Genomic DNA, 21610 nt, shown 5'->3' with positions numbered 1-21610 from the left:
CAGCCTGACGCCCTGCCGCCGCATGGTGGCACGTCGCCGTCCCCATGCCGTTTCACTTTGCCACAAATACTCAAACAACCCGCCACGCATCCCCGCCGGGTCCGGCAAAGGCGGAAGCGGCCGAAGCGCGCGGGGTGGGCGGGTGGGAGCACGCTTCGGCCGCCTTTATCCGCCGCTTACGACCCCATCGGGGTCCAGGGCCAGGGCTTCTGCTCGCTCGCGGCGGATTGGTAGCGCGCGGCCTTGGCGACCCAGGCGCCGACCATCGAACCGAAATCGCCGAGCTCCTCATTCGGGCGCCCGCGATTGACCACCATGATCAGCATTTGCAGCATCGCCACCGCGAACAGGATCGATTGCGCCACGCTGATCAGCATGGTGATGACCACGATCCACAAGAGCCGCGGGACAAGCTGGGGAAAGCTCAGCTCAACCGGGCCTTCGTCGTCTTCGTCGTGCAGATGCGGATGCTGGCGCTCGCGCTCGGTCATGTCGGGGCCCTTTCCTTTGGCGTGAGCTTGGCGCAAGCCCGCGCGGGCGGCAAGGCCCGGACTTGCGGCGGCGGAGATGCTCTGCTGTGATCAGCCTGTAGAAGGAGCAGAACCATGGCCAGACATCGTCTCAGGAACCCGATGCGCGGCGAAGCCCGCCGCGCGTTGCACAAGCGGCTGCGCGCGCAGGACCCGCATTCGCCACCGCCGCCATCGCTCACGCCCAAGGAGGCGCGACGTGAGGCGTGGCTGATGGCCGCGCTATTCTGTACGGTCATCGTGCTGGGCGCGCTGGCGGTCGGGTTCGGGATCCTGTGACCCCGAACCGGCGCCTTTTTACGACCCCAGCCGGTAATTGGGGCTTTCACGGGTGATCTGCACGTCGTGGACATGGCTTTCGCTCAGGCCCGCGCCGGTGATCTTCACGAAATTGCAGCCCCGGCGCATATCCGCGACCGTCGCGTTGCCGGTATAGCCCATCGCCGCGCGAAGCCCGCCCACGAGCTGGTGAATCACCGTGCCCGCCGGGCCTTTATAGGGCACCTGCCCTTCGATCCCTTCGGGCACCAGCTTGTCCGAGGCCGCGTCCTTCTGGAAATACCGGTCGGCCGAGCCGCGCGCCATGGCGCCGAGCGAGCCCATGCCGCGATAGGATTTGTACGACCGGCCCTGATACAGGATCACCTCGCCCGGCGCCTCATCGGTACCGGCGATGGCCGAGCCGACCATCGCGCAGGAGGCCCCCGCCGCAATCGCTTTGGCGAAATCGCCCGAGAACTTGATGCCGCCATCCGCGATCACCGGCACGTCGCCCGCCGCCTCAGAGGAATCCATGATCGCCGTCAGCTGCGGCACGCCCACGCCCGCAACGATCCGCGTCGTGCAGATCGAGCCCGGCCCGATCCCCACCTTGACCGCATCCGCGCCCGCGCCGATCAGCGCCTTGGTGGCTTCCGACGTGGCGACGTTGCCCGCGACCACCTGCACCGAATTGGACAGCGCCTTGACCCGCTCGACCGCTTCCGCGACCGAGGCCGAATGGCCATGCGCGGTGTCGATGACCAGAAGGTCAACGCCCGCATCGATCAGGGCCGCCGAGCGCTCGAAACCAGCATCGCCCACGGTCGAGGCCGCCGCGACCCGCAGGCGCCCCAGATTGTCCTTGCAGGCCATCGGGTGCAGCACAGCCTTTTCGGTGTCCTTGAGCGTCAGCAGGCCTGTCAGGCGCCCCTCGCCATCGACAACGAGCAGTTTCTCGATCCGGCGCGCATGCATCAGGCTGCGGGCTTCCGCACGGTCGGCGGGCTCGCGCAGGATGGCGAGGTTATCCGCCGTCATCATCGCATGGACAGGGGTTTTGGGGTCGTCGGCAAACCGCATGTCGCGGTTGGTCACGATGCCCACGACATGGTTTTTCTCGTCCACCACCGGGAAGCCCGTGACGTTATAGCGCTCGGCCAGCGCCTGCGCATCGGCCAACGTGGCGTTCGCGGTCAGCGTGATCGGGTTATAGACGATGCCCGACTCGAAGCGCTTGACGCGGCGCACCTCGTCGGCCTGTTTTTCAAGGTCGAGATTGCGGTGAATGACCCCCATGCCGCCCGCCTGCGCCATGGCGATCGCCATGCGGGCCTCGGTCACGGTATCCATGGCCGAGGACAGGAGCGGGATGTTCAGCCGGATGGACTTGGTCACATGGGTCGAGACATCGGCGGTTGACGGCAGCACCGAGGATGCTGCGGGAACCAGAAGGACGTCGTCGAAGGTGAGGGCCTCGCGAATCTGCATGGGGTGCTCCTGTGGGGGATGGCATCGCTTGGCACCGCCCTATTGCACGGGATCGGGGGAAAGAAAAGGCCTGACGGCCCTTGATTCCGGGGGCACAGGGAACGGGCCCCGCGCAGGCTTGCCCGCGCGCGCGCAGAGTTGCCAAGCGTCGCGGCGCGTGGAACCCTGCCGCCGGTTGCAGCGCACAAGCAGGAGGCAACGATGCCACGCGCCTTCGTTCTCGGTGGCTACGGATTGATCGGCGCGGCCTGTTGCCGGGCGCTGGCGCAGGCGGGATACGCGGTCACGGCGGTGGGACGCTCGCGCGCGGCGGCGGCACAGAGCGGGCTGGCGGTCGACTGGCTTTTCCGCGATCTGGTCACCACCGATGCTGCGACGTGGCGCGCCGATCTGGCGGACGCGGATGTCGTGGTGAATGCGGCGGGCGCGCTGCAAGACGGGCCGCGCGACGATCTGGACGGGGTGCATGACCGCGCGCTCGGTGCGCTGATCGACGGGCTCGGGGACAGTGCGACGCGCTTTGTGCAGATCTCAGCCGCCGGGGTCTCGCCCGACTCGCCGACCGCCTTCTTTCGCTCGAAAGCGCGGGGCGATGCGCGGCTGATGGCTTCAGGGCTCGACTGGATCATCCTGCGCCCGACGCTGGTTCTCGCCCCCGCAGCCTATGGCGGCACCGCGCTTTTGCGCGCGGCAGCGGCCGCGCCGTTGTTGCATTTCCGGGTCTTCCCCGACGCTCCCGTGCAGACCGTGGCGCTGGCCGATCTCGCGCAGGCGGTGGTGACAGCCGCGCAGGGCGGGATCCCCCGACAGCGGATCTACGACCTTACGGAAGCCGAGTCCCGCTCTTTCGCCGCCACCACCGAGCAGATGCGCGCGTGGCTGGGCCTGCCGCCGTGGCGCACCGCGCTCACCCTGCCCGAGCCGCTGGCGCGTCTGACCGGGCGGTTCGCCGATGGGCTGGGGCGGCTGGGCTGGCGCGGGCCGCTCAGGACCAACGCATTGGTCAGCCTGCGCGACGGCATCACCGGCGATCCTGCGGCCTGGCAGGCGGCGGGCGGAGCGCCCTGCAAGAACTTCGAGGCCACGCTTGCCGCGATGCCCGCCACGCCGCAGGATCGCTGGTTCGCGCGGATGTACCTGCTGCTTCCGCTCGCCATCGGCGTGCTGGCGTTGTTCTGGATGGCGTCGGGGCTGATCGCACTGGCCCAACCGCAACGCTCGGCCGAGGTGTTGACACTGCGCGGCATGGCCCCCGGTCCGGCCATGGCGATCGCGCTGATCGGTGGCGTGTTCGACGTCGCGCTGGGGCTGGCGATCCTGTGGCGGCGTTGGGCGCGCAGGGCGGCGATGGGGATGATCGCGGTGGCGGGCAGCTATCTGCTGGGTAGTCTCATAGTCGCGCCCGATCTGTGGCTCGACCCGATGGGCCCGATGGTCAAGGTCCTGCCTGCGCTGCCGCTGGCGCTGATCGTGGCAAGCCTGATAGAGCCGCGATGAGCGACCTGCTGCTCTATCTCCACGTGCTTGGCGCCATGGTGCTGATGGGCACCGGCGCCGGGATCGCCTTTTTCATGGTGATGGCGCAGCGCAGTAGCGACCCTGCGCTGATCGCGCATACGGCCGGGATCGTGGTCATCGCCGACACGCTCTTCACCGCGACCGCCGCGCTGGCGCAGCCGGTAACCGGCGTGCTGCTGGCGCTCGATCGCGGCTGGCCGCTTTCCGAACCTTGGATCCTGCTCTCCGTCGCGCTCTATCTGTTCGTCGGCGCTTTCTGGCTACCGGTGGTGTGGATGCAAATCCGCCTGCGCGACCTGGCGCGACAAGCCGCGCGCGAGGGCACGCCCCTGCCCCCGGCCTATCGCCGGCTCTATCGGCTGTGGTTCGCCTTCGGCTTTCCCGCCTTCGCGGCCATGCTGGCGATCATCTGGCTGATGCTGACCACGCCCGCGCTTGGCTGAGTGCCCCGTGCCTCAGAGCTTTTCGCGCAGCCAGTCGCTGATGACCGTGGTCGCCTCGGCCCCCTGCGGGATCGCGCGACGGGCCGAGACAAAGGCATGGACCTGCCCGGGGAAGGAATGCAGCCGCGATGCGACTCCCGCCTCTGTCAGCGCCGCGTGGTAATTGTTGCCGTCATCCCAGAGCGGATCGTGGCCCGCATTCAGGATCAGCGCCTCGGGCTGGCCCGCCAGCCGGTCCGAGAAGATCGGCGAGATGCGCGGATCGGTGCGGTCCTGCCCGGCGGGCACGTATTGGTCCATGTACCAGTCGATCCGGTCGCGCGGCAGCACATAGGCGTCTTTGAGAACCTCCATCGAGCGCGTCTCGCCCCGGCTGTCGACCGCCGGATAGATCAGCACCTGAAGCTTTGGCAGCACCACGCCCCGCACCTGCAGGTCATGCATCAGCACCGCAGTCAGGTTGCCCCCTGCACTGTCGCCCCCCACCGCCATGCGTGCCGGATCGATGCCCCATTCCTCGGGCGCCGCCATCAGCGCCAGCCACGCCGCCAACACGTCGTCGGGTCCAGCGGGCCACAGATGCTCAGGCGCCAGCCGGTAATCGAGCGAGATGACGCGGATCCCCGCTTCCAGCGCGATCTGCCCGCACAGCCCGTCATGCGTATCGAGCCCGCCCTGCACCCAGCCGCCGCCATGGATATAGACCAGCGTCGGGCGCGCTTTGTCGTCGGGCCGTGTGTCGTAGATCCGAGCGGGCCGGTCGCCATCGCCGCCCGCGATCGTCACGTCGCGCTTCGTGACCGCCGCAGGCGACAGCGTGTCGAACTTGTCGGCCAGCACCTGAAGCGAGGCGCGGCTCTGCTCGATCGTCGGAATCACGCCGGGCACCCGGATCGCGTTGAACAACTCGCCCAGCGCCTGAGCCTTGGCGTCAATGCGCCGCCCGTCCACCATTCTGCGCCGTCCGGCGAACCACAAAGCCGCCAGCGGTTCCGGTGCGCGCGCCACCGCCAGCTTCAGCACCATCGCGAATTTGTTCATCCTGTCCCCCTTTTGCCCCAGAGGGCACGAGAACGGCGTCAGGATCAAGAGGGGGATCCGGAGGCGCGGGTTTTCAGGACGTTAGGTCCTTTGCCCGCCCGCGCCGTTGGTCCCGCGCCCTGCAACAGCGCCGTCGCGCCGCATTGCCAGCGCGCGCCATCCGTGTCACCACCGCCCCAATCTCCAATCTCCAATCTCCAATCCCGATCCCCAAAGCCTGCCCGGAACCCTGCCCGTGCCCCAATCCTCCGCCCCGCTTGTCCGTCCCTTCCTCGTGCGCCGGTTGCTGGCCCTGATGGTGGATGTCGCGCTGGTCTTCGGGCTGGTCACGGCGACGATGGTGCCGTTTACCGATGACGGGCTGCGCCTGCCCGCGCCGCCGCTGACGCTGCGCAGCACCAAATGCGGCGATCTCGACAGCGCCCCGGACTGGCTGACCGAGCTTCTGGGCGCGCCCGGCCCCTATTCGCTGCGCCTGTGCGAGCGCAGCCTCTACGGCCTCCCCGATGGCCGCGAACTGCGCGTGGTGCTGGGCGCCGAGACGCCGGACCGGACCAGCCGCCGGCTGGTGATTCCGGTCAATGCCGTGCTCGACCCGGTCGATCCGCGCCATCCGGGCGGGTTGATGGTGCTGGCACTGCTGCTCGCGCTAAGCGCGGGGGCGACGCGGCTCGGCTGGCGCAGCCCCGGCAAGGCCCTCGTGCGGCTGCGGATCGCGCCCGTGAACGGGGCCACCCCCCTGCCCCTGTGGCGCGAAACCCTGCGGCTGGGCCCGCTGGTGCTGATCGCCGCGCTTCCCGCGCTGACCGGCGGCCTGCCCGCCGCGGCTCTGGGACCGGGCGGCGTGATCGCCGCCGTGGCCGCCGGGGCGCTCGCGCTGGTCTGGTATTACTTGTGGCCCTTCGCCCATTGGTCCGGCCAGTCGCGCCATGACCGTCTCTCGCGCTATTTCGTCACAGACTGAGCGCCAATGACTTGCCGCCACCCGGACGACAGTTTAGAAACATTCTAAACAACCAGACAGGCTCGTGATGTTTTCCATTCTCGGCAGCCGCCGCCAGTTTCGCGATCTCTCCGAGCAGGAAGTGCTCGCGCTCGCCATCTCGTCCGAAGAGGACGACGCCCGCATCTACCGCACCTATGCCGAGCGGCTGCGCGCCGATTACCCGGCCTCTGCGGCGGTCTTCGACGGCATGGCCGAAGAAGAAGACCGCCACCGTCAGCGCCTGATCGCGCTGCACCGCATCCGCTTCGGCGATGTCATCCCGCTGATCCGGCGCGAGCATGTCGCGGGGTTCTATGCCCGCAAGCCCGTCTGGCTGATGGAGACGATGACGCTGGAACAGATCCGCGGCGAGGCCGAGGCGATGGAGCGGCAGGCGGGCAGCTTCTACCAGCTGGCCGCCCAGCGCACGCAAGACGCCGAAACGCGCCGCCTGCTGGGCGATCTGGCGGCGGCCGAGCTGGGGCACGAAAACGCCGCCCACGCGCTCGAAGAGAAGCATCTGGGCGGCGAGGCCCGCTCGACCGAGGACGAGAACGCGCATCGTCAATTCGTGCTGACCTGGGTGCAGCCGGGGCTTGCGGGGCTGATGGACGGCTCGGTCTCGACACTGGCTCCGATCTTCGCCACCGCCTTCGCCACGCAGAACACGCATACGACGTTCCTTGTCGGCCTCGCGGCTTCGGTCGGCGCTGGCATCTCGATGGGCTTTACCGAGGCCGCCTCGGATGACGGCCAGCTCTCGGGGCGCGGCTCTCCCGTCAAGCGCGGCATCGCCGCCGGGGTGATGACCGCGCTGGGCGGCCTCGGCCATGCGCTGCCCTATCTGATCCCGCATTTCTGGACCGCGACGATCATCGCCATGATCGTGGTCTTTGTCGAACTCTGGGCCATCGCGTGGATCCAGAACCGCTACATGCAGACCCCCTTCCTGCGCGCCACGTTTCAGGTGGTGCTGGGCGGCGCGCTGGTCTTTGCCGCCGGCGCGATTATCGGCGGCGGCTGAGCGCATCTTTGATCCGGAAATATCCTCGGGAGGATTTTCAAGGAGGGTGGAAAACCCTCCTTGAAGCGGGGGGCCCGGGGGGCGGCAGCCCCCCGCACTTGCAATAGCGTCGGGGCAGCTTCCCCCCCGGACTTACAGGCGCCTCGGGGCGGTAGCCGCCCGCGTGCCTTTACCGCGCCCGCCGGGTCTGCCGCATCAGCAGGATACCCGCGACGGTCACCGCCAGCGCGACGATACCGATGATGATCGTGGCCAGCGCGTTTACATCCGGGCTCACGCCCAGCCGGACCTTGGAAAAGATCACCATCGGCAGGGTCGAGGCGCCCGGCCCCGATACGAAGCTTGCGATCACCAGATCATCGAGCGACAGCGTGAAGGCCAAGAGCCAGCCCGAAACCAGCGCCGGCGCGATCACCGGCAGGGTAATGTCGAAGAACACCCTCACCGGCCCGGCCCCCAGATCGCGCGCCGCTTCCTCAAGACTTTCATCCATATCCCTGAGCCGCGACTGCGCGATCACCGCGACATAGGCCGCGCAAAAGGTCGAATGGGCGATGATGACGGTTGTCATGCCGCGCCCGGCGGGCCAGCCCAGCATCCCCTCCATCGCCACGAACAGCAACAGCAGCGACAGGCCGATGATCACCTCGGGCATCACCAGCGGCGCGGTGACCATGCCGGTCAGCAACAGCTTGCCGCGAAACCGCGCGAAGCGGGTCAGCACGAAAGCCGCGAGCGTACCGATCACCACCGCCAGCGAGGCGCTGATCGTGGCGATCTTCAGGCTGACCCAGGCCGCCTCCAGAAGCTGCCCGTCGCTGATCAGCTCGCCGTACCAGCGGGTCGAAAACCCGCCCCAGACCGTAACCAGACGGCTTTCATTGAAGGAAAACACGATCAGCGAAACAATCGGCGCATAAAGAAAACCGAAGCCCAGCGTGGCGAACAGGGGCAGGAACCAGCCGCGTCTCATTCCTGTACCTCCTGCCGGTTCTGCACCGATTGCAGCCACATGATCGGCAGCACCACCAGCACCAGCATGACAATCGCCACCGCCGAGGCCACCGGCCAGTCGCGGGCCGAAAAGAACTCGTCCCACAGGATGCGCCCGATCATCAGCGTGTCGGGTCCGCCCAGCAAAGCCGGAATGACGTATTCGCCGATGGCCGGGATGAAGACCAGCATCGAGCCGGCGATGATGCCGGGCACCGACAGCGGCAGGGTCACGGTCAGGAAGGTGGTCACGGGCGAGGCCCCCAGATCGCTCGCCGCTTCCAGCAGCGCGCCGTCCAGCTTCACCAGATTGGCGTAGAGCGGCAGGATCATGAAGGGCAGATAGGTATAGACGATACCGATATAGACCGCGAAATCGGTCTGCATCATCACTAGCGGCTCGTCGATGATACCCGCCCAGGTCAGCACGTTATTGATCACCCCCTCGCGCCTGAGGAAACCGATCCACGCATAGACCCGCAGCAGGAACGAGGTCCAGAACGGCAGGATCACCAGAAGCAGCAGGATCGACCGGCGCGGCTCGGGCGAGCGGGCGATGTAATAGGCGATGGGATAGCCGATCAGCAGCGCGAAAATCGTCGAGATCCCGGCAATCTTCAGCGAGGACAGATAGGCGTTGACGTATAGCGCATCCGACAGAAGGAAGCGGTAATTCTCGAGGCTCGCGATGATCTCGATCCCGCCATCGTCGCCGCGCTCCCATAGGGGCGAATAAGGCGGGCGGGCGATCATCGTCTCAGCCAGCGAAATGCGGCCCAGCACGAAGAACGGCACGAGGAAGAAGACGAAGAGCCACAGCATCGGCACGGCTATGACGATCCAGCGGTCGGGCAGTCCCACCAGCTTGCCCAGAACGAAACCGCCAAAGGCAAAGAGCAATGCCGCGCCGATCAGCAGCACCAGATCCTCGGGCAGAAACAGCCAGCGTCGTACAAGCATCAGCGCGATCACGACGAGCGGGGCGATGATCATGGCCGGCGACAGGGCCAGCTTTCTGCGGGCGGGGCTGTCGGGCGCCGCGCTCATTGCGTCAGCACCCGGAAATCGCCGGGTTCAAAGCTGACATGCACGCTTTCGTCCCAGCTGATCGGGTTGTCGCGGCGCGATTCATTGGCCTGCGTGACGCGCACCTGACGGCCATTGGCCAGCCGGACCATGTAGGACGACATATGCCCGACATAGCCCATATCCATGACCACGCCGGGCACGGAATTGACGGCGCCGGGTTTCGGCTCGCGCGTCAGCCAGACGCGTTCGGGGCGCATCGCAAGCCACACGGTCTGGCCCTGCGTCAGCCCCGGCGCCGACGGCACCGAGACCGAGCCCAGATCCTCGGTCTCGACGCGCATGAGGTCGGGCGCGGCAGGGCCCACGCGCCCCTCGAACAGGTTTACCGAGCCGATGAAATCGGCCACGAAGCGCGATTTCGGGGTCTCGTAGATCTCGCGCGGCTCGCCGATCTGGGCGATCACACCATCGGTCATTACGCCGATCCGGGTGGCGAGCGTCATTGCCTCGTCCTGATCATGGGTCACGACGATGAAGGTAACGCCCAGCGTTTCCTGGATGTTGATCAGCTCGAACTGCGTCTCTTCGCGCAGCTTCTTGTCCAGCGCGCCCAAGGGTTCGTCGAGCAGCAGCACCTTGGGCTGCTTGGCCAGCGCGCGGGCCAGCGCCACGCGTTGACGCTGACCGCCCGACAATTGGTGCGGCTTGCGCCGGGCGAAGCTGTCGAGCTTGACGAGCTTCAGCATCTCGGCCGCCCGCTCGGCCGCCTCGGCCTTGGATTTTCCTTCGCGCAGAAGGCCATAGGCCACGTTCTTCTCGACCGACATATGCGGGAAAAGCGCGTAGGACTGGAACATCATGTTGGTGGGACGTCGGTCGGCGGGAACGCCAGCCATGTCCTGCCCGTCGATCAGGATCTTGCCCGAGGTCGGTGTCTCGAACCCCGACAGCATCCGCAGCAGCGTCGATTTCCCGCAGCCCGAGCCGCCCAGCAGGCAGAACAATTCCGATCGGTAGATATCCAGACTGACATCATTGACGGCGGTGAAATCGCCGAAGCGCTTGGTGATGTTCCGGATCGAGATGAACGGCTGGGCGTTCGGGTCGGTCCAGGGGCGGGTATTCACGGCAAGCGCCGGATTGCTGGTCATCGGACGAGGCTCCGCGCAAGGAAACGCTACAGGGGGAACACGAGTGTCAACTGCTCTGGGATCGCGCCCCGCCCGCCTTTTGGCGGACGGGGGTTATGCGGGCGTGACGGCGCGGCCTTACTGGCCCGTACGCACGCCGGTCCACAGCCGCGAGATGACCCGGTCAACGCGCGAGCCATAGGTCACGGCGGTGAACAGCCGGTCCATCACCTCGTCGGTCGGGAAGATCGCGGGATCCGAGGTGATTTCCTCGTCCACCAGCGGCACCGAGGCCTCGTTGGCATTGGCGTACCAGACGTAGTTGGTGATCTCGGCGATGACGTCGGGCTCCATCAGGAAGTTGATGAAGGCATGGGCGTTCTCCACATTGGGCGCGTCCTCGGGGACGGCGAGCATATCGAACCAGACCAGCGCGCCCTCTTTCGGGATCGCATACCACACATTCACGCCGCGATCGGCCTCGGCCGCGCGGTCAGCGGCCTGGAAAACGTCGCCCGACCAGCCCACCGAAACGCAGGTCTCGCCGTTGGCGAGGTCCGAGATGTATTGCGACGAGTGGAAATAGCGGACGTATTCGCGCACCGAGCCCAGCAATTCGGCGGCGGCTTCAAGATCCTCGGTCTCGCGCGATTGCGGGTCGCGGCCCAGATAGGCCAGCGCGGCGGGGAACATCTCGGTCGGGGCGTCGAGGAAACTGATCCCGCAATCGGCGACCTGCGCGGCGATCTCGGGATCGAAGACCAGCGACCAGCTGTCGACCTCGTAATCCTCGCCCAGACGCTCGGCGATCATGTCGACATTATAGCCAATGCCGGTCGTGCCCCACATGTAGATCACGGCATGTTCGTTCTCGGGATCGAAGGTCGCGGCCTCGGCCATCAGATCCGCATCCATGTTCGACGCGTTGGGCAGCAGGTCGTAATCGAGCGGCTGATAAACCCCGGCGGCGATCTGGCGGGCCATGAAATCGGCGGTTGGCACGACGATGTCGTAGCCCGTCGCCCCGGCCATCAGGCGGGCTTCCAGCGTTTCGTTCGAATCGTAGACATCGACGGTGACATCGACGTCGTATTCCTCGGCAAAGCGTTCGATGGCGGCATCGGTGATGTAATCCGACCAGATATAAAGGTTCAGGCTGCCTTCGGCCTGCGCCGCTGCCGGTACGGCCATGCCAAGTGCCGCCGCGGCGAAGATCGAGCGTTTCATGATAGTCTCCCTGTTGGTGGCCTTTTTCGTGGCCGTCTTTTTGACAGGGCCTTTCCGGGCCCCGTTTCGCTCAGTCTAGACATGCGCAATGCGCTGCGTCCAGAGCGCCCGCATATCCGGGTTTCGTTCACCCTGACGCGATTTGATCAAAACTCAAGCCTGAATACCTGTGGCCATATCGGCGGCGCGCGCGCAGGCTGGTGGCCCCCGCCGCTGCCCGATCGGCGGGCAGTTGTGCAACGACATCGTCAGCCGGCCTGCGCGGCGATCATCTGCCGGCGCAGCCGCACCCCGGTCATCGATTCGTCGAGCGTGACATCGGCCATGCCCAGCAACGCCCCCTGCGCGATGTCGCGGGTGAGACGAACGCGATGCGCCAGCCCGATGGGCAGAAGCTGCTGCGCGGCCGAGACCCGCGCCGGGCAGGCCCGGCCCCAGACGGTGAAGCCCCCTTCCCCGTCGAGCGTCTCGCCCGCCTTCAGATCGCGCTTGGCAACCGCCACGGCGTCGCCGCGCCATTCGCGGGTCTGGCCCGTGGCCTCACCCCGCAAGGCCGCCGAGAGAACGCTTACCGACAGCTCCATCCCGATCAGGTGGAAGGGTTTGTACATCGCGGCGTATTGGCCGGTCTCATCCGTGGGCAGGCCATATTGCCGGAAGCAGGCGGCGGCATAATCGTTTTGTGCCTTCATCACCACATAGACGCCCCAGCGCAGATCGCGGAACACCGGTCGCCCGTCGCGTTCAAGCGACGAGACGACCTCGGCCAGCCCGTCGCGCGCCAGCTGGCCGCCCACGCCGCGCGGACGCAGGATGCGCGCCAGATCGTCGACACCGCAGGGCGGAAAGGCCAGGCCGTCCTCGGGCACGTCCAGCAAGCAGGCATTGGCAATCGCCGACATTTCGATCGCGGATTTTGTGCCATCAAGAAAACTGTTGAACATCTGCGGGTTCATGCCCGCCGCCGCCGCTTCCTCGGGCGTCAGGCCGTAATGCGACCAGACGTCGTCGGGCGTGACATGGTGATAGAACGGCAGGTACTTCGTCCCCTTCCCCGCCGCCGTGACCTCGAACCCGGTCGCGCGCGCCCAGTCGACCAGTTCGCTCACCAAGGCAGGCTGATCGCCATAGGCCATGGAATAGACCAACCCCGCCGCGCGTGCCTGCTCGGCCAGAACCGGCCCGGCCAGCACATCGGCCTCGACATTGACCATGACGACGTGCCGCCCGGCATCCAGCGCCGCACGCGCGTGGTTAAGGCCCGCTTCGGGCGCTCCGGTGGCCTCGATCACCACGTCGAGCGGCTGGCGCACAAGGTCCAGACCATCATCGGTGAAGGCGGTCGCGGCGATGCGCTCGGCGCTCCAACCGACTGTGCGGCAGGCGGCGCGGGCGCGCTCGGGGTCGAGATCGGCGATATGCGTGACGCTGAGCCCGGCGATATGCGGCACCTGCGCCAGAAACATCGAGCCGAATTTTCCCGCGCCGATCAGCCCCACGCGGACGGGGTTTCCGGCATCGGCACGGGCGGCGGCGAGACGGGACAGGTTCATGCGGTATTCCTTTCGGGACGCGAACGCAGAAGGATCAGGCTGAGCAAGCTCAGCGCGGCGGGCAACGCGAAGACCATGCCGGGCAGAGGCAAGAACGCCGCGTCGCCGGTAAAGGCCGCGAAGATCCGGGTATAAACCAGCGGCGCCACGATCATGCCCAGCGCATGGATCGACGCAAGCGCGCCCTGCAATTCGCCCTGCTGATCGGCCTCGACGCGGTCGGACATTTCGGCCCGAAGCGTGGGGCTCACCAGCCCCGGCAAGGCCGCGAGCGGAAGCAGCGCAAGCGCGATCACCCCGTTTTCGACGAAAATCTGTGCACAGAAGGCCAGCATGGCGGCGCTCAGACCCAGCACCATCGTCCCGCCGCGACCATACCGGGCGATCACTCCCCGCATCAGCACGCCTTGCACCAGCACCATGCACAGCCCGTAATAGGCCAGCGACAGGCCGACCTGACCCGCGCTCCAACCGAAGCGGGCGGTGGCGAAATAGGCCCAGATGACGGGATAGACCAGAAACGCCACCTCGAACGCGGCAAAGATCGTCAGGTAGCGGCCCAGTCCCGGTAACCGCCCGATCGAGCGGAAGGCGCCGAAGGGATTGGCACGGCGCCAGTGAAAGGCGCGGCGGTGCTCGGGCCTGAGCGATTCGCGCATCACCACGAAGCCGAACAGCAGGTTGAGCGCCGCGACGGCAGCGGCGGCGAAGAACGGCGCGCGGGTGCCATACTCGCCCAGCATCCCGCCGACCGCCGGGCCGAAGACAAAGCCCGCACCGTAAGCCGCGCCGATCAGGCCAAAGCGCTGCGCCTTCTGCGCGGGTGTCGAGATATCGGCGAGATAGGCCATGCCGGTGCCATAGGTGGCCGAGGTCACACCATTGACCAGCCGCGCCACGAAGATCAGCCAGATGCTGCCCGCTAGCGCAAGCACAAGGTAATCCGCGGCCAACATTCCCAGCGACACCAGCAGCACGGCCTTGCGCCCGAAACGGTCCGACAGGTTGCCGACCACCGGGCCGAACAGGAATTGCATCACCGCGAACGAGGCCACCAGAACCCCGCCCCAGAGCGCGGCGTGGGACAGGTCTTCGCCCGTGACCTCGCGGATCAGGTCGGGCATAACCGGCATGATCAGCCCGAAGCCGATGGCGTCCAGCATCAGCGTGATCAGGATGAAGACGACGGGCAGCGCCGGGCGCATCCGTCTGGCTTAAGACTTATCGAACGTCAGATAGGGGCAGACAGCCGCTTTCGTCGGTTCAAACTGATACTTATTCAACATTTGGCTCCAGATGGCCGGTTTCCTGTATGAACCGGGCAAGCAGCGCGGCATAGGCGTCGGGACTGTCCACGCAAGGTAAATGGCCGGCGCCCTGGATCAGCTCGAACCGGGCGCCGGGGACCAGATCGGCGGTTTCGCGCACCAGATCGGGCGGGGTCGAGCCGTCTTCCGACCCCGCGATCGCCAGCAGGGGCAGCCGCAGACCCGAGGTCGGCGTGTAGAAATCGGTCCCCGAAATCGCGTGACAGCATCCGACATAGCCGTCGAACGGGGTGCGCGTCACCATGTTGCGCCAGCCCCGCGCGGCGTCGGATTGCCGGTACGCCCTGCCGAACCAGCGATCCAGCGTGGCATCGGCCAGCCCCTCGATCCCCGTTTCGTGCAATTGCGCGATGCGTTGGCCCCAGACATCGGCGTTGCCGATCTTGGCCGCGGTATTTGACAGGACCAGCGCGCGCACCAGATCGAGCCGCTTCACCGCCAGTCCCTGCGCCACCAGCCCGCCGATGGACAGCCCCACGACCAGCGCGTCGCGCATCCCCACATGCGCCATCAGCCGCTCGGCATCGCGCACCAGAGCCCCCATCGAATAGGGCGCGGGCGGGGCATCGGACAGCCCATGCCCGCGCAGCGAATAGCGCAGGATCCGCAGCCCCGGCGGAAGCCGCGGCACCAGCGCATCCCAAAGCCGCAGATCCGTGCCCAGCGCGTGGATCAGCACAACGGGCGCGCCGTCCGGATCCCCGTCGAGCTGATAATGCAGGCGAAGATCGCCCAGATCGGCCATGTGCATGTGCTTCCCCCTTGCTTGGGCTCAGTGTCGGCGGTTTCGCGGGGCACGGCAAGAGCGGGAAAGCCCGCCGATACGGGTTGCATCCCGGCCCGGAAACCGCACATTCAGCGCGACAAGACAGCCCGGAAGGTTCCCCTGATGACGCATTCCAACCCGGTGATGGATTTCCTGCTCACCCGCCGTTCGCGCCCTGCCGGTGCGCTGAAATCTCCCGCGCCCGAAGGTCCGGCGCTCGACACGCTGCTGACCGCCGCAACCCGCGTGCCCGATCACGGCGCGCTGGTGCCGTGGCGGCTGATGATCCTGGAAGCGCCCGCGCGCCAGCGGCTGGCCGCTTTGATCCGCGAGCGGGGTCCGGTGCTGGGTATCGATCCCGCCAAGGTCGCGAAATCGGCGGCCAGCTGGGAGAACGCGCCGCTGATCGTCGCCGTCGTGGCCTCGCCTGTGCCGTCCGAAAAAGCGCCGGAACTCGAACAGCTTCTTTCGGCCGGCGCGGTCTGCGTGAGCCTTGTGAATGCCGCGCTCGCGGCGGGCTGGGGGGCCGCGTGGATCACCGGCTGGGCGGCGTTCGACCGCGTTTTCATGGAACAGGGGCTTGGGCTTGAACCCCATGAACAGATCGCGGGCTTCGTGCATCTGGGCAGCTGCGAAACGCCCCCCTCCGAGCGCCCGCGCCCCGATCTGTCGGCCATCGTCTCGCGGGTCGGCGCATGATTTTCGGCGCGATATTCAAGGCGCTCGGTCAGTTCGACGACCCGCGCTTTCGCCGCGTGGTGCTGCTGGGACTGGCCCTGACCATCGGGCTTCTGGTGGCGCTTTGCGCGGTGCTGGTGACCTTGATCCAGTTTTTCGTGCCCGACACGTTCAGCTTGCCCTGGATCGGCGAGATCGGCGGGATCGACACGGTGCTGTCGCTGGCCTCGATCCCGGTGATGCTGGTGCTGTCGGTGTTCCTGATGGTGCCGGTGGCCTCGGCCTTTACCGGCATCTTTCTGGACACCGTCGCGGATGCGGTCGAGGCCGAGCATTATCCCGGCCTGCCCCCGGCAAGCCAGGCGGGGATCTGGGAAACGATCATCGATTCGTTGCGCTATTTCGGGCTTCTGGTCGCGCTGAACCTCGTCGGGCTGATTATCGTGATCTTCACCGCCGGGCTGGGCTTCCTGGTGTTCTGGGCGATCAACGGCTTCCTACTGTCGCGCGAATATTTCACCATGGTCGCCCTGCGCCGGATGTCGGCGGACGATGCCCACCGGATGCGCCGCGCGAATTTCGCGACGCTCTGGATCGCCGGGATCCTGTTCGCGATTCCGCTGAGCGTGCCGATCCTCAACCTGTTCGTGCCGGTCTTCGGGGTCGCGGCCTTTACCCACCTGTTTCACCGCATCGCGATGCGGTGAAACAGCGGGCGCGGGCGGCTCAGACGCCCATCATCCAGCGATGGAACACGTCGATATCCTGAATGGTGATCCAGCCCGACAGGATGATCCCGGCAACGACCAGCCAGACCAGCGTGCCGAAAATCGTGGCCATCAGGAACTTGCGGCCGATATTCAGATTGGCGGGCGCGGACTGGGGGGTTCCGGCGACCACCGTTCCGGCCTCGCCCTGCGTTTTCAGCCGCAGGGGCAGGACGACCAGCAGGGTCAGAAACCAGATGAAGGCGTAAAGAACGAAGGCGGAGACGGGGTTGATCATCAGACTTGCTCCAGTTCCACGAGGCAGCCGTTGAAATCTTTGGGATGCAGAAACAGCACCGGCTTGCCATGGGCGCCGATCTTCGGCTCGCCGGTTCCCAGAACGCGCGCACCGTCGGCTTTCAGCTTGTCGCGCGCGGCGAGGATATCGTCGACCTCGTAGCAGATATGGTGAATGCCGCCCGCCGGGTTCTTGTCGAGGAACCCCTGAATCGGGCTGTTCTCGCCCAGCGGATACAGCAATTCGATCTTGGTATTGGGCAGCGTGATGAAGACGACCGTCACGCCGTGCTCGGGCTCGTCCTGCGGCGCGCCGACATCGGCGCCCAGCGTGTTGGCGTATTGCGCCGCCGCGGCGTGAAGGTCCGGCACGGCGATGGCGACGTGGTTCAGGCGTCCGATCATGGTTTCCCCCTTGGTGCTTGCGCGTTTCATGGCGCCGCAGCGCTCAGAAAGCAAGCGGCGCAAGGCCGCAGGGGCTTAAGGCTTCGTGAACCAAACCGGGGCACACTGGGCGGATGATGGGCCGACAGACCGGAGGTAGCCGATGCCCGACCCCCGCCTTCCAGACGCTGCCGCGCACCGGGCGCGTACCAGCCTGTCCCACCCCGCGCCCGGTTTCGCCTGCCCGCCGCGCACGATGCTGCTGGTCGAAGACAGCCGCATCGCCGCCGAGGCCGTGCGCCTGATCTGCCGCCGCGTCGGCATCCGTCTGCGCCGCGCCGAATCGCTGGGCCATGCAGCGACGCATCTGCGCGTCTACCGGCCCGATATCGTGCTGGTCGATCCGGGACTGCCCGATGGCTCGGGACTGGACCTGATCGCGCATCTTGCCGGGGCCCGCCAGCGTCCCTTGCGGCTGGTGGGGGTCAGCGGCGATGCCGGGATGGAAGGGCCTGTCATGGCCGCCGGGGCGGATGCCTTCCTGCTCAAACCCGTAAGCCTGAAGCAGCATCTGGCAGTGATGGCGGGCGATCTTGCGCCCCGGCTGGCGCTGACCGACCCCGACTGGGGGCCGGACGGGCCACCGCGCCAATGCAATGCCGGCGCCGATCCGCTGGCGCTGCGCGACGATCTGCGTCGCGTGCGCGACCTCGTGGCCGAGGGAAGCGACCCGGCGCGGCTGCGCTATGCCGGGCAGCTTCTGGCCTCGGTCGGGCAGGCGCTGCCGGATCGGGGGCTGGCCCGCGCCGCCCTGTCCGCCGCCCGCGACGGAGATGGCGAGCGGATCCGGGCGCTGGTGGCCTCGGCAGAGAAGGAAGCCTCGGTTTTCTGAGGCCGCGGGGCTCGGGGTGCCCTAAGAACCGGTCGCGCATGTGGCGGCAGGCGGGGGCCAGCCCCCGCACCCCCGGGATATTTGTGGATCAAAGATAGGGGCGCGGCGGCAGGGGCGGGCCGATGGAGAGCAACGGCGCCCGAAAGGCGCTGTCACGGGCGCGCGGAACGGGACCACGGCTTTACCCGCGCCCCTGTCACACGTCGTCGTCCTGCATCGGGTCGGGAAGCGGGTCGTTGCGGGGATCGTCATTCGCCTGACCCGGCGTGCCGCGAAAACCCAGCGCGACCACGTATTTCTCGGAACTGTCGGCGCGGCTGGCGGGCGGCTTGACGTTGTGCACCTTGGTGAAGTTCTGCTTGAGAAGCTGCTGCAGCTCGCCCTCGGCCCCGCCGGCCAGAACCTTGGCCACGAAGGTGCCGCCCTCGGACAGCACGTCGAAAGCGAAATGCGCGGCGTGTTCGCACAAGGCCATGATGCGCAAATGGTCGGTCTGCTTGTGACCGGAGGCCGAGGCGGCCATATCCGACATCACCACATCGGCTTGCCCGTCGAGCCAGACCTTGACCTTGTCATCCGCGCCGTCTTCGAGAAAATCGAGCACATGCGCGTCGGCCCCCGCGAGCGGCTCGACCTCTTGCAGATCGACGCCCAGAACGGTGCCGATGCGCTTGCCTTTCTTCTCGCCCTGCGCGTTGACGCGCGCGACAGCCACCTGCAGCCAGCCGCCGGGCGCGCAGCCCAGATCGACGACGCGTGCGCCGGGAACGAGAAAGCGGAACTTGTCGTCCAGCTCTAGAAGCTTGAACGCCGCGCGGCCACGATAGCCTTCGCGCCGGGCGCGGGCGACATAAGGGTCGTTGAGCTGCCGCTCAAGCCAGCGGGTCGAACTGAGACGCCGTCCCTTGGCGGTCTTCACCTTGACCTTCAGGTCGCGCTGCCCGCGCCCCGAGGTGTTTTTCGTGCCGCCCTTCGATGGGGGTTTCACCATGGCCCGTCCTTTCCCGATCTCACAGGCGTGTCAGCACGCCGTCGCGCGTCATCTGCGCGTAGAGCAACCCCTCGCGCAACCCGCGATCGGCCACCGACATCACATCGGTGGGCCAGACGCGCATGAGCGCCTGCAGGATGGCCGCGCCCGACATGATCAGACCGTGCCGTTCGCGCCCGATCCGCGGATCGCTGCGCCGCCCTTCGGGGCCCAGCGCGAGGTAATCGCGGATAACCTTGTCGATCTGCGTCGAGGTCATGCGGAGCCCGTCGACCTTGTTGCGGTCATAGCGCCGCAGACCGAGATACGAGGCGGCGACCGTGGTCACGGTGCCCGAGGTGCCGATGATCTGAAAGCCGTCGCGCGGCGCGGGGTTCTGATAGGGCGAGAAATCGTGGAGCTGTTCCTCGAAATGCCACGACATCAGCGCGAAGCGAGCGGCATCGTCTTCGACATCGGTGAACTGCTCGCGCAGCGTCGCCACGCCCAGCGGCACGCTGATCCAGTCGACGACCCGTGCCGCCCCCTTCGCGCGCGGGTTCAGCGTTTCAGACCGCAGGCCCAGCTTGACCGACAGGATCGCCCGGCGGCGGTCTTCATGCGGCACATCGGCGAGGTCGATCCAGACGAGCTCGGTCGAGCCGCCACCGATATCGATGACCAGAAGCTGCTCGGTCTCGGCGGCGACCAGCGGCGCACACGAGATGACGGCGAGCCGCGCTTCTTCTTCGGCGGGGATGATTTCCAGCCTCAGGCCAGTCTCGCGCTGGATCTTGCGGATGAATTCGGCCGAGTTGCGCGCCCGCCGGCAGGCTTCGGTCGCCACCAGCCGCATGTTCGAGACCGAATGATCGTCGAGCTTGCGGCGGCAGATCCGCAGCGCCTGAACGGTGCGCGCCATGGGGCCGTGCCCCAGCCGCCCGGTGCTTTCCAGCCCGGTGCCCAGCTCGACGGCGCGAGAAAAACTGTCCACCACTTCAAATTGCGCACCCTTGGGTCGCGCAATGAGCATGCGACAGGAATTGGTCCCCAGATCGAGGGCCGCGTACAACCCCTTCTCGCCGGACCCTGTTTGGCGCTTCGGCTCTTGTCCGCCCGGAAACCGCGCACGCTTCGGCGATCTCGACGTTCTCGGATGCGCCGCCGCGCCTGCGGGACGCTCGGGCGTCATGGCCGCCCTCCATTTCGTGTTACCCTGACCTTATTGTGCGCAGGCCCTGCGCGCAAGCGGCTTGCGTCCACAAGCGAGGGCCGTAACACCCTGTCCACCCTGCCCTATCCCCATGGAACTGACGGCTTTTTCCGCCACGTCACCCTGCCAAGAGAGACTTCGCGTGGCGCAAGACACGTCTGGATTGCGCAACCTTTCGCACGCCTTGGTGAGCGGGTTTGCAGATCACCTGCGGCGCTCTATATCTGAAACAAGCACGCCACACAGGCCCCGCCCTGCTCTATCGCCGGAGGTATCATGAGCCATCGTCTTGCCCCCATTTTTGTCTCGGCCCTGTTCGCAGGCTTTCCGTTGTCTGCTGCGTTGGCCTCGGGCCCGGTGAGCGTCTACGAGACGCCGCAAGAGATCGTCAGCCCGCCCGTGGCGCCCGCCTATGATTGGACGGGAGGCTATATCGGCCTGCATGTCGGCGAGTCCTTTGGCGAGAATTTCTGGGCCGAACGCTCGGTCGGCGGGGCCAGCACGCCCGGCGACTGGGACGGCACACCGTTCGGGTTGAGCGCGGGTTATGACATCCAGAGCGGCGGTTTGGTTTACGGTGCCGCGATCGACTATACCGGCGGCGAACTGGTCGCGGGATCGGTCAGCAGCGGAAGCTTCGGCTGCGCAGGCGGCACCTGCGAGACGCGTGTCGACAACCAACTGGCGATCCGGGGCCGCGTCGGCGTGGCAATGGACCGCACGCTGTTCTACGCGACCGCCGGGCTTGCCAGTGGCGAGGCGGGCGGTCAGGCGGTGGTCACCAATGGCTCGGACCGGTTGACGGGCTGGACGGCCGGGATCGGCGTCGAACACGCGCTGAGCGACAATCTTTCGGTCAATCTGGAATATCTCTACACCGATCTGGGCCGGCTGGAGCTGCCTTCGAGCTGCGGCGCGAACTGCTATGCGGATGTGGATTACGGGACATTGCGGGTGGGCGCGCAGTTCCGGTTCTGAGGGCCACGACCGGCGGGCCCGTGCCCGCCGCCGACACAAGGCCCGCCGCAAACCGCGCGCGGGCCTTTATCGTTAGCGAGCACTCTGCTGCACTGCGGCATCGCTATTGCTGCGACTTCAAGGCCCCGCCCGATCACGAGCGCGTGGCTTTAAGCCCCTGAGCAGCAAGGCGCCA

The 21610-nt window shown here is 66.9% G+C and carries 23 protein-coding genes; 9 read left to right on the top strand and 14 right to left on the bottom strand.

Annotated elements, in window-relative coordinates; genetic code table 11:
• Window positions 1-176 precede the first annotated feature (176 nt).
• Window positions 177-491, bottom strand: a complete 315-nt coding sequence (locus JI664_RS04650) for a DUF4389 domain-containing protein (protein ID WP_207012564.1) — start codon at window positions 489-491, stop codon at window positions 177-179.
• 114 nt (window positions 492-605) lie between these two features.
• Here JI664_RS04650 and JI664_RS04645 point away from each other — a divergent pair, with 114 nt between their 5' ends.
• Window positions 606-809: a hypothetical protein gene (locus tag JI664_RS04645; protein WP_207012563.1), complete on the top strand. Its 204-nt coding sequence runs from the start codon at window positions 606-608 to the stop codon at window positions 807-809.
• An 18-nt stretch (window positions 810-827) separates the two neighbouring features.
• Here the strand turns inward: JI664_RS04645 and guaB are convergent, their stop codons facing one another.
• The gene (gene guaB, locus JI664_RS04640; protein WP_207012562.1) at window positions 828-2279 is read right to left on the bottom strand and encodes an IMP dehydrogenase; all 1452 of its coding nucleotides are present in this window, start codon (window positions 2277-2279) and stop codon (window positions 828-830) included.
• A gap of 201 nt (window positions 2280-2480) precedes the next feature.
• Here guaB and JI664_RS04635 point away from each other — a divergent pair, with 201 nt between their 5' ends.
• A complete protein-coding gene (locus JI664_RS04635) occupies window positions 2481-3776 on the top strand; it encodes an SDR family oxidoreductase (protein WP_207012561.1) in 1296 nt (431 codons plus the stop codon).
• Entirely contained in the window at window positions 3773-4240 is a 468-nt protein-coding gene (locus tag JI664_RS04630) for a DUF2269 family protein (RefSeq protein WP_207012560.1), read from the top strand. Before JI664_RS04635 ends, JI664_RS04630 begins: the two co-directional genes overlap by 4 nt.
• A 12-nt stretch (window positions 4241-4252) precedes the next feature.
• On the opposite strand, the gene JI664_RS04625 is transcribed toward JI664_RS04630, so the two are convergent.
• Window positions 4253-5281, bottom strand: a complete 1029-nt coding sequence (locus JI664_RS04625; protein ID WP_207012559.1) for an alpha/beta hydrolase — start codon at window positions 5279-5281, stop codon at window positions 4253-4255.
• A 235-nt stretch (window positions 5282-5516) separates the two neighbouring features.
• Between JI664_RS04625 and JI664_RS04620 the strand changes: the two genes are divergently transcribed.
• Both JI664_RS04620 and mbfA read left to right on the top strand, forming a co-directional pair.
• Window positions 5517-6245: a hypothetical protein gene (locus JI664_RS04620; protein ID WP_207012558.1), complete on the top strand. Its 729-nt coding sequence runs from the start codon at window positions 5517-5519 to the stop codon at window positions 6243-6245.
• 67 nt (window positions 6246-6312) lie between these two features.
• Complete coding sequence (gene mbfA / locus JI664_RS04615) at window positions 6313-7290, top strand: iron exporter MbfA (protein ID WP_207012557.1); 978 nt, start codon at window positions 6313-6315, stop codon at window positions 7288-7290.
• A 169-nt stretch (window positions 7291-7459) separates the two neighbouring features.
• Here the strand turns inward: mbfA and JI664_RS04610 are convergent, their stop codons facing one another.
• From JI664_RS04610 to pcaD, 7 genes are all read right to left on the bottom strand, one after another.
• Window positions 7460-8263: an ABC transporter permease subunit gene (locus JI664_RS04610; RefSeq protein WP_207012556.1), complete on the bottom strand. Its 804-nt coding sequence runs from the start codon at window positions 8261-8263 to the stop codon at window positions 7460-7462.
• Window positions 8260-9105, bottom strand: a complete 846-nt coding sequence (locus tag JI664_RS04605) for an ABC transporter permease subunit (RefSeq protein WP_286173878.1) — start codon at window positions 9103-9105, stop codon at window positions 8260-8262. The genes JI664_RS04610 and JI664_RS04605 overlap by 4 nt, the downstream gene beginning before the upstream one ends.
• 221 nt (window positions 9106-9326) lie before the next feature.
• The gene (locus tag JI664_RS04600; RefSeq protein ID WP_207012555.1) at window positions 9327-10463 is read right to left on the bottom strand and encodes an ABC transporter ATP-binding protein; all 1137 of its coding nucleotides are present in this window, start codon (window positions 10461-10463) and stop codon (window positions 9327-9329) included.
• Between the two features lie 117 nt (window positions 10464-10580).
• Complete coding sequence (locus tag JI664_RS04595) at window positions 10581-11669, bottom strand: polyamine ABC transporter substrate-binding protein (RefSeq protein WP_207012554.1); 1089 nt, start codon at window positions 11667-11669, stop codon at window positions 10581-10583.
• A gap of 248 nt (window positions 11670-11917) precedes the next feature.
• Window positions 11918-13222, bottom strand: a complete 1305-nt coding sequence (locus JI664_RS04590; RefSeq protein WP_207012553.1) for an NAD(P)H-dependent oxidoreductase — start codon at window positions 13220-13222, stop codon at window positions 11918-11920.
• Window positions 13219-14427 (bottom strand): MFS transporter, encoded by a 1209-nt coding sequence (locus JI664_RS04585; protein ID WP_207012552.1) that lies wholly within the window; start codon window positions 14425-14427, stop codon window positions 13219-13221. Before JI664_RS04585 ends, JI664_RS04590 begins: the two co-directional genes overlap by 4 nt.
• Window positions 14428-14497: 70 nt before the next feature.
• Complete coding sequence (gene pcaD, locus JI664_RS04580; RefSeq protein ID WP_207012551.1) at window positions 14498-15301, bottom strand: 3-oxoadipate enol-lactonase; 804 nt, start codon at window positions 15299-15301, stop codon at window positions 14498-14500.
• A 138-nt stretch (window positions 15302-15439) separates the two neighbouring features.
• Here pcaD and JI664_RS04575 point away from each other — a divergent pair, with 138 nt between their 5' ends.
• Both JI664_RS04575 and JI664_RS04570 read left to right on the top strand, forming a co-directional pair.
• On the top strand, window positions 15440-16015 hold the full coding sequence (locus JI664_RS04575; protein ID WP_207012550.1) for a nitroreductase family protein: 576 nt from the start codon (window positions 15440-15442) through the stop codon (window positions 16013-16015).
• A complete protein-coding gene (locus JI664_RS04570) occupies window positions 16015-16701 on the top strand; it encodes an EI24 domain-containing protein (RefSeq protein WP_414707717.1) in 687 nt (228 codons plus the stop codon). Before JI664_RS04575 ends, JI664_RS04570 begins: the two co-directional genes overlap by 1 nt.
• A gap of 19 nt (window positions 16702-16720) precedes the next feature.
• On the opposite strand, the gene JI664_RS04565 is transcribed toward JI664_RS04570, so the two are convergent.
• Window positions 16721-16999, bottom strand: coding sequence for a DUF1467 family protein (locus JI664_RS04565; protein WP_211201626.1), 279 nt, complete (start codon window positions 16997-16999; stop codon window positions 16721-16723).
• Window positions 16999-17403, bottom strand: coding sequence for a methylmalonyl-CoA epimerase (gene mce / locus JI664_RS04560; RefSeq protein ID WP_207012548.1), 405 nt, complete (start codon window positions 17401-17403; stop codon window positions 16999-17001). Before mce ends, JI664_RS04565 begins: the two co-directional genes overlap by 1 nt.
• 142 nt (window positions 17404-17545) lie before the next feature.
• Here mce and JI664_RS04555 point away from each other — a divergent pair, with 142 nt between their 5' ends.
• Complete coding sequence (locus tag JI664_RS04555; protein ID WP_207012547.1) at window positions 17546-18274, top strand: response regulator; 729 nt, start codon at window positions 17546-17548, stop codon at window positions 18272-18274.
• A 196-nt stretch (window positions 18275-18470) separates the two neighbouring features.
• On the opposite strand, the gene JI664_RS04550 is transcribed toward JI664_RS04555, so the two are convergent.
• Both JI664_RS04550 and JI664_RS04545 read right to left on the bottom strand, forming a co-directional pair.
• Window positions 18471-19265 carry an RlmE family RNA methyltransferase gene (locus JI664_RS04550; protein WP_207012546.1) on the bottom strand — a complete coding sequence of 265 codons (795 nt, stop codon included), beginning with the start codon at window positions 19263-19265 and terminating at the stop codon, window positions 18471-18473.
• A gap of 19 nt (window positions 19266-19284) precedes the next feature.
• Window positions 19285-20436, bottom strand: coding sequence for a Ppx/GppA phosphatase family protein (locus tag JI664_RS04545; RefSeq protein ID WP_207012545.1), 1152 nt, complete (start codon window positions 20434-20436; stop codon window positions 19285-19287).
• Between the two features lie 297 nt (window positions 20437-20733).
• On the opposite strand from JI664_RS04545, the gene JI664_RS04540 reads away from it, so the two are divergent.
• A complete protein-coding gene (locus JI664_RS04540; RefSeq protein ID WP_207012544.1) occupies window positions 20734-21435 on the top strand; it encodes an outer membrane protein in 702 nt (233 codons plus the stop codon).
• Window positions 21436-21610 lie beyond the last annotated feature (175 nt).

This window comes from Rhodobacter sp. NTK016B (genome assembly GCF_017303295.1).
Taxonomy (GTDB): domain Bacteria; phylum Pseudomonadota; class Alphaproteobacteria; order Rhodobacterales; family Rhodobacteraceae; genus Pararhodobacter.
The sequence above is the reverse complement of the archived record's forward strand: the minus strand, read 5'-3'. Positions and strand labels throughout refer to the sequence as shown.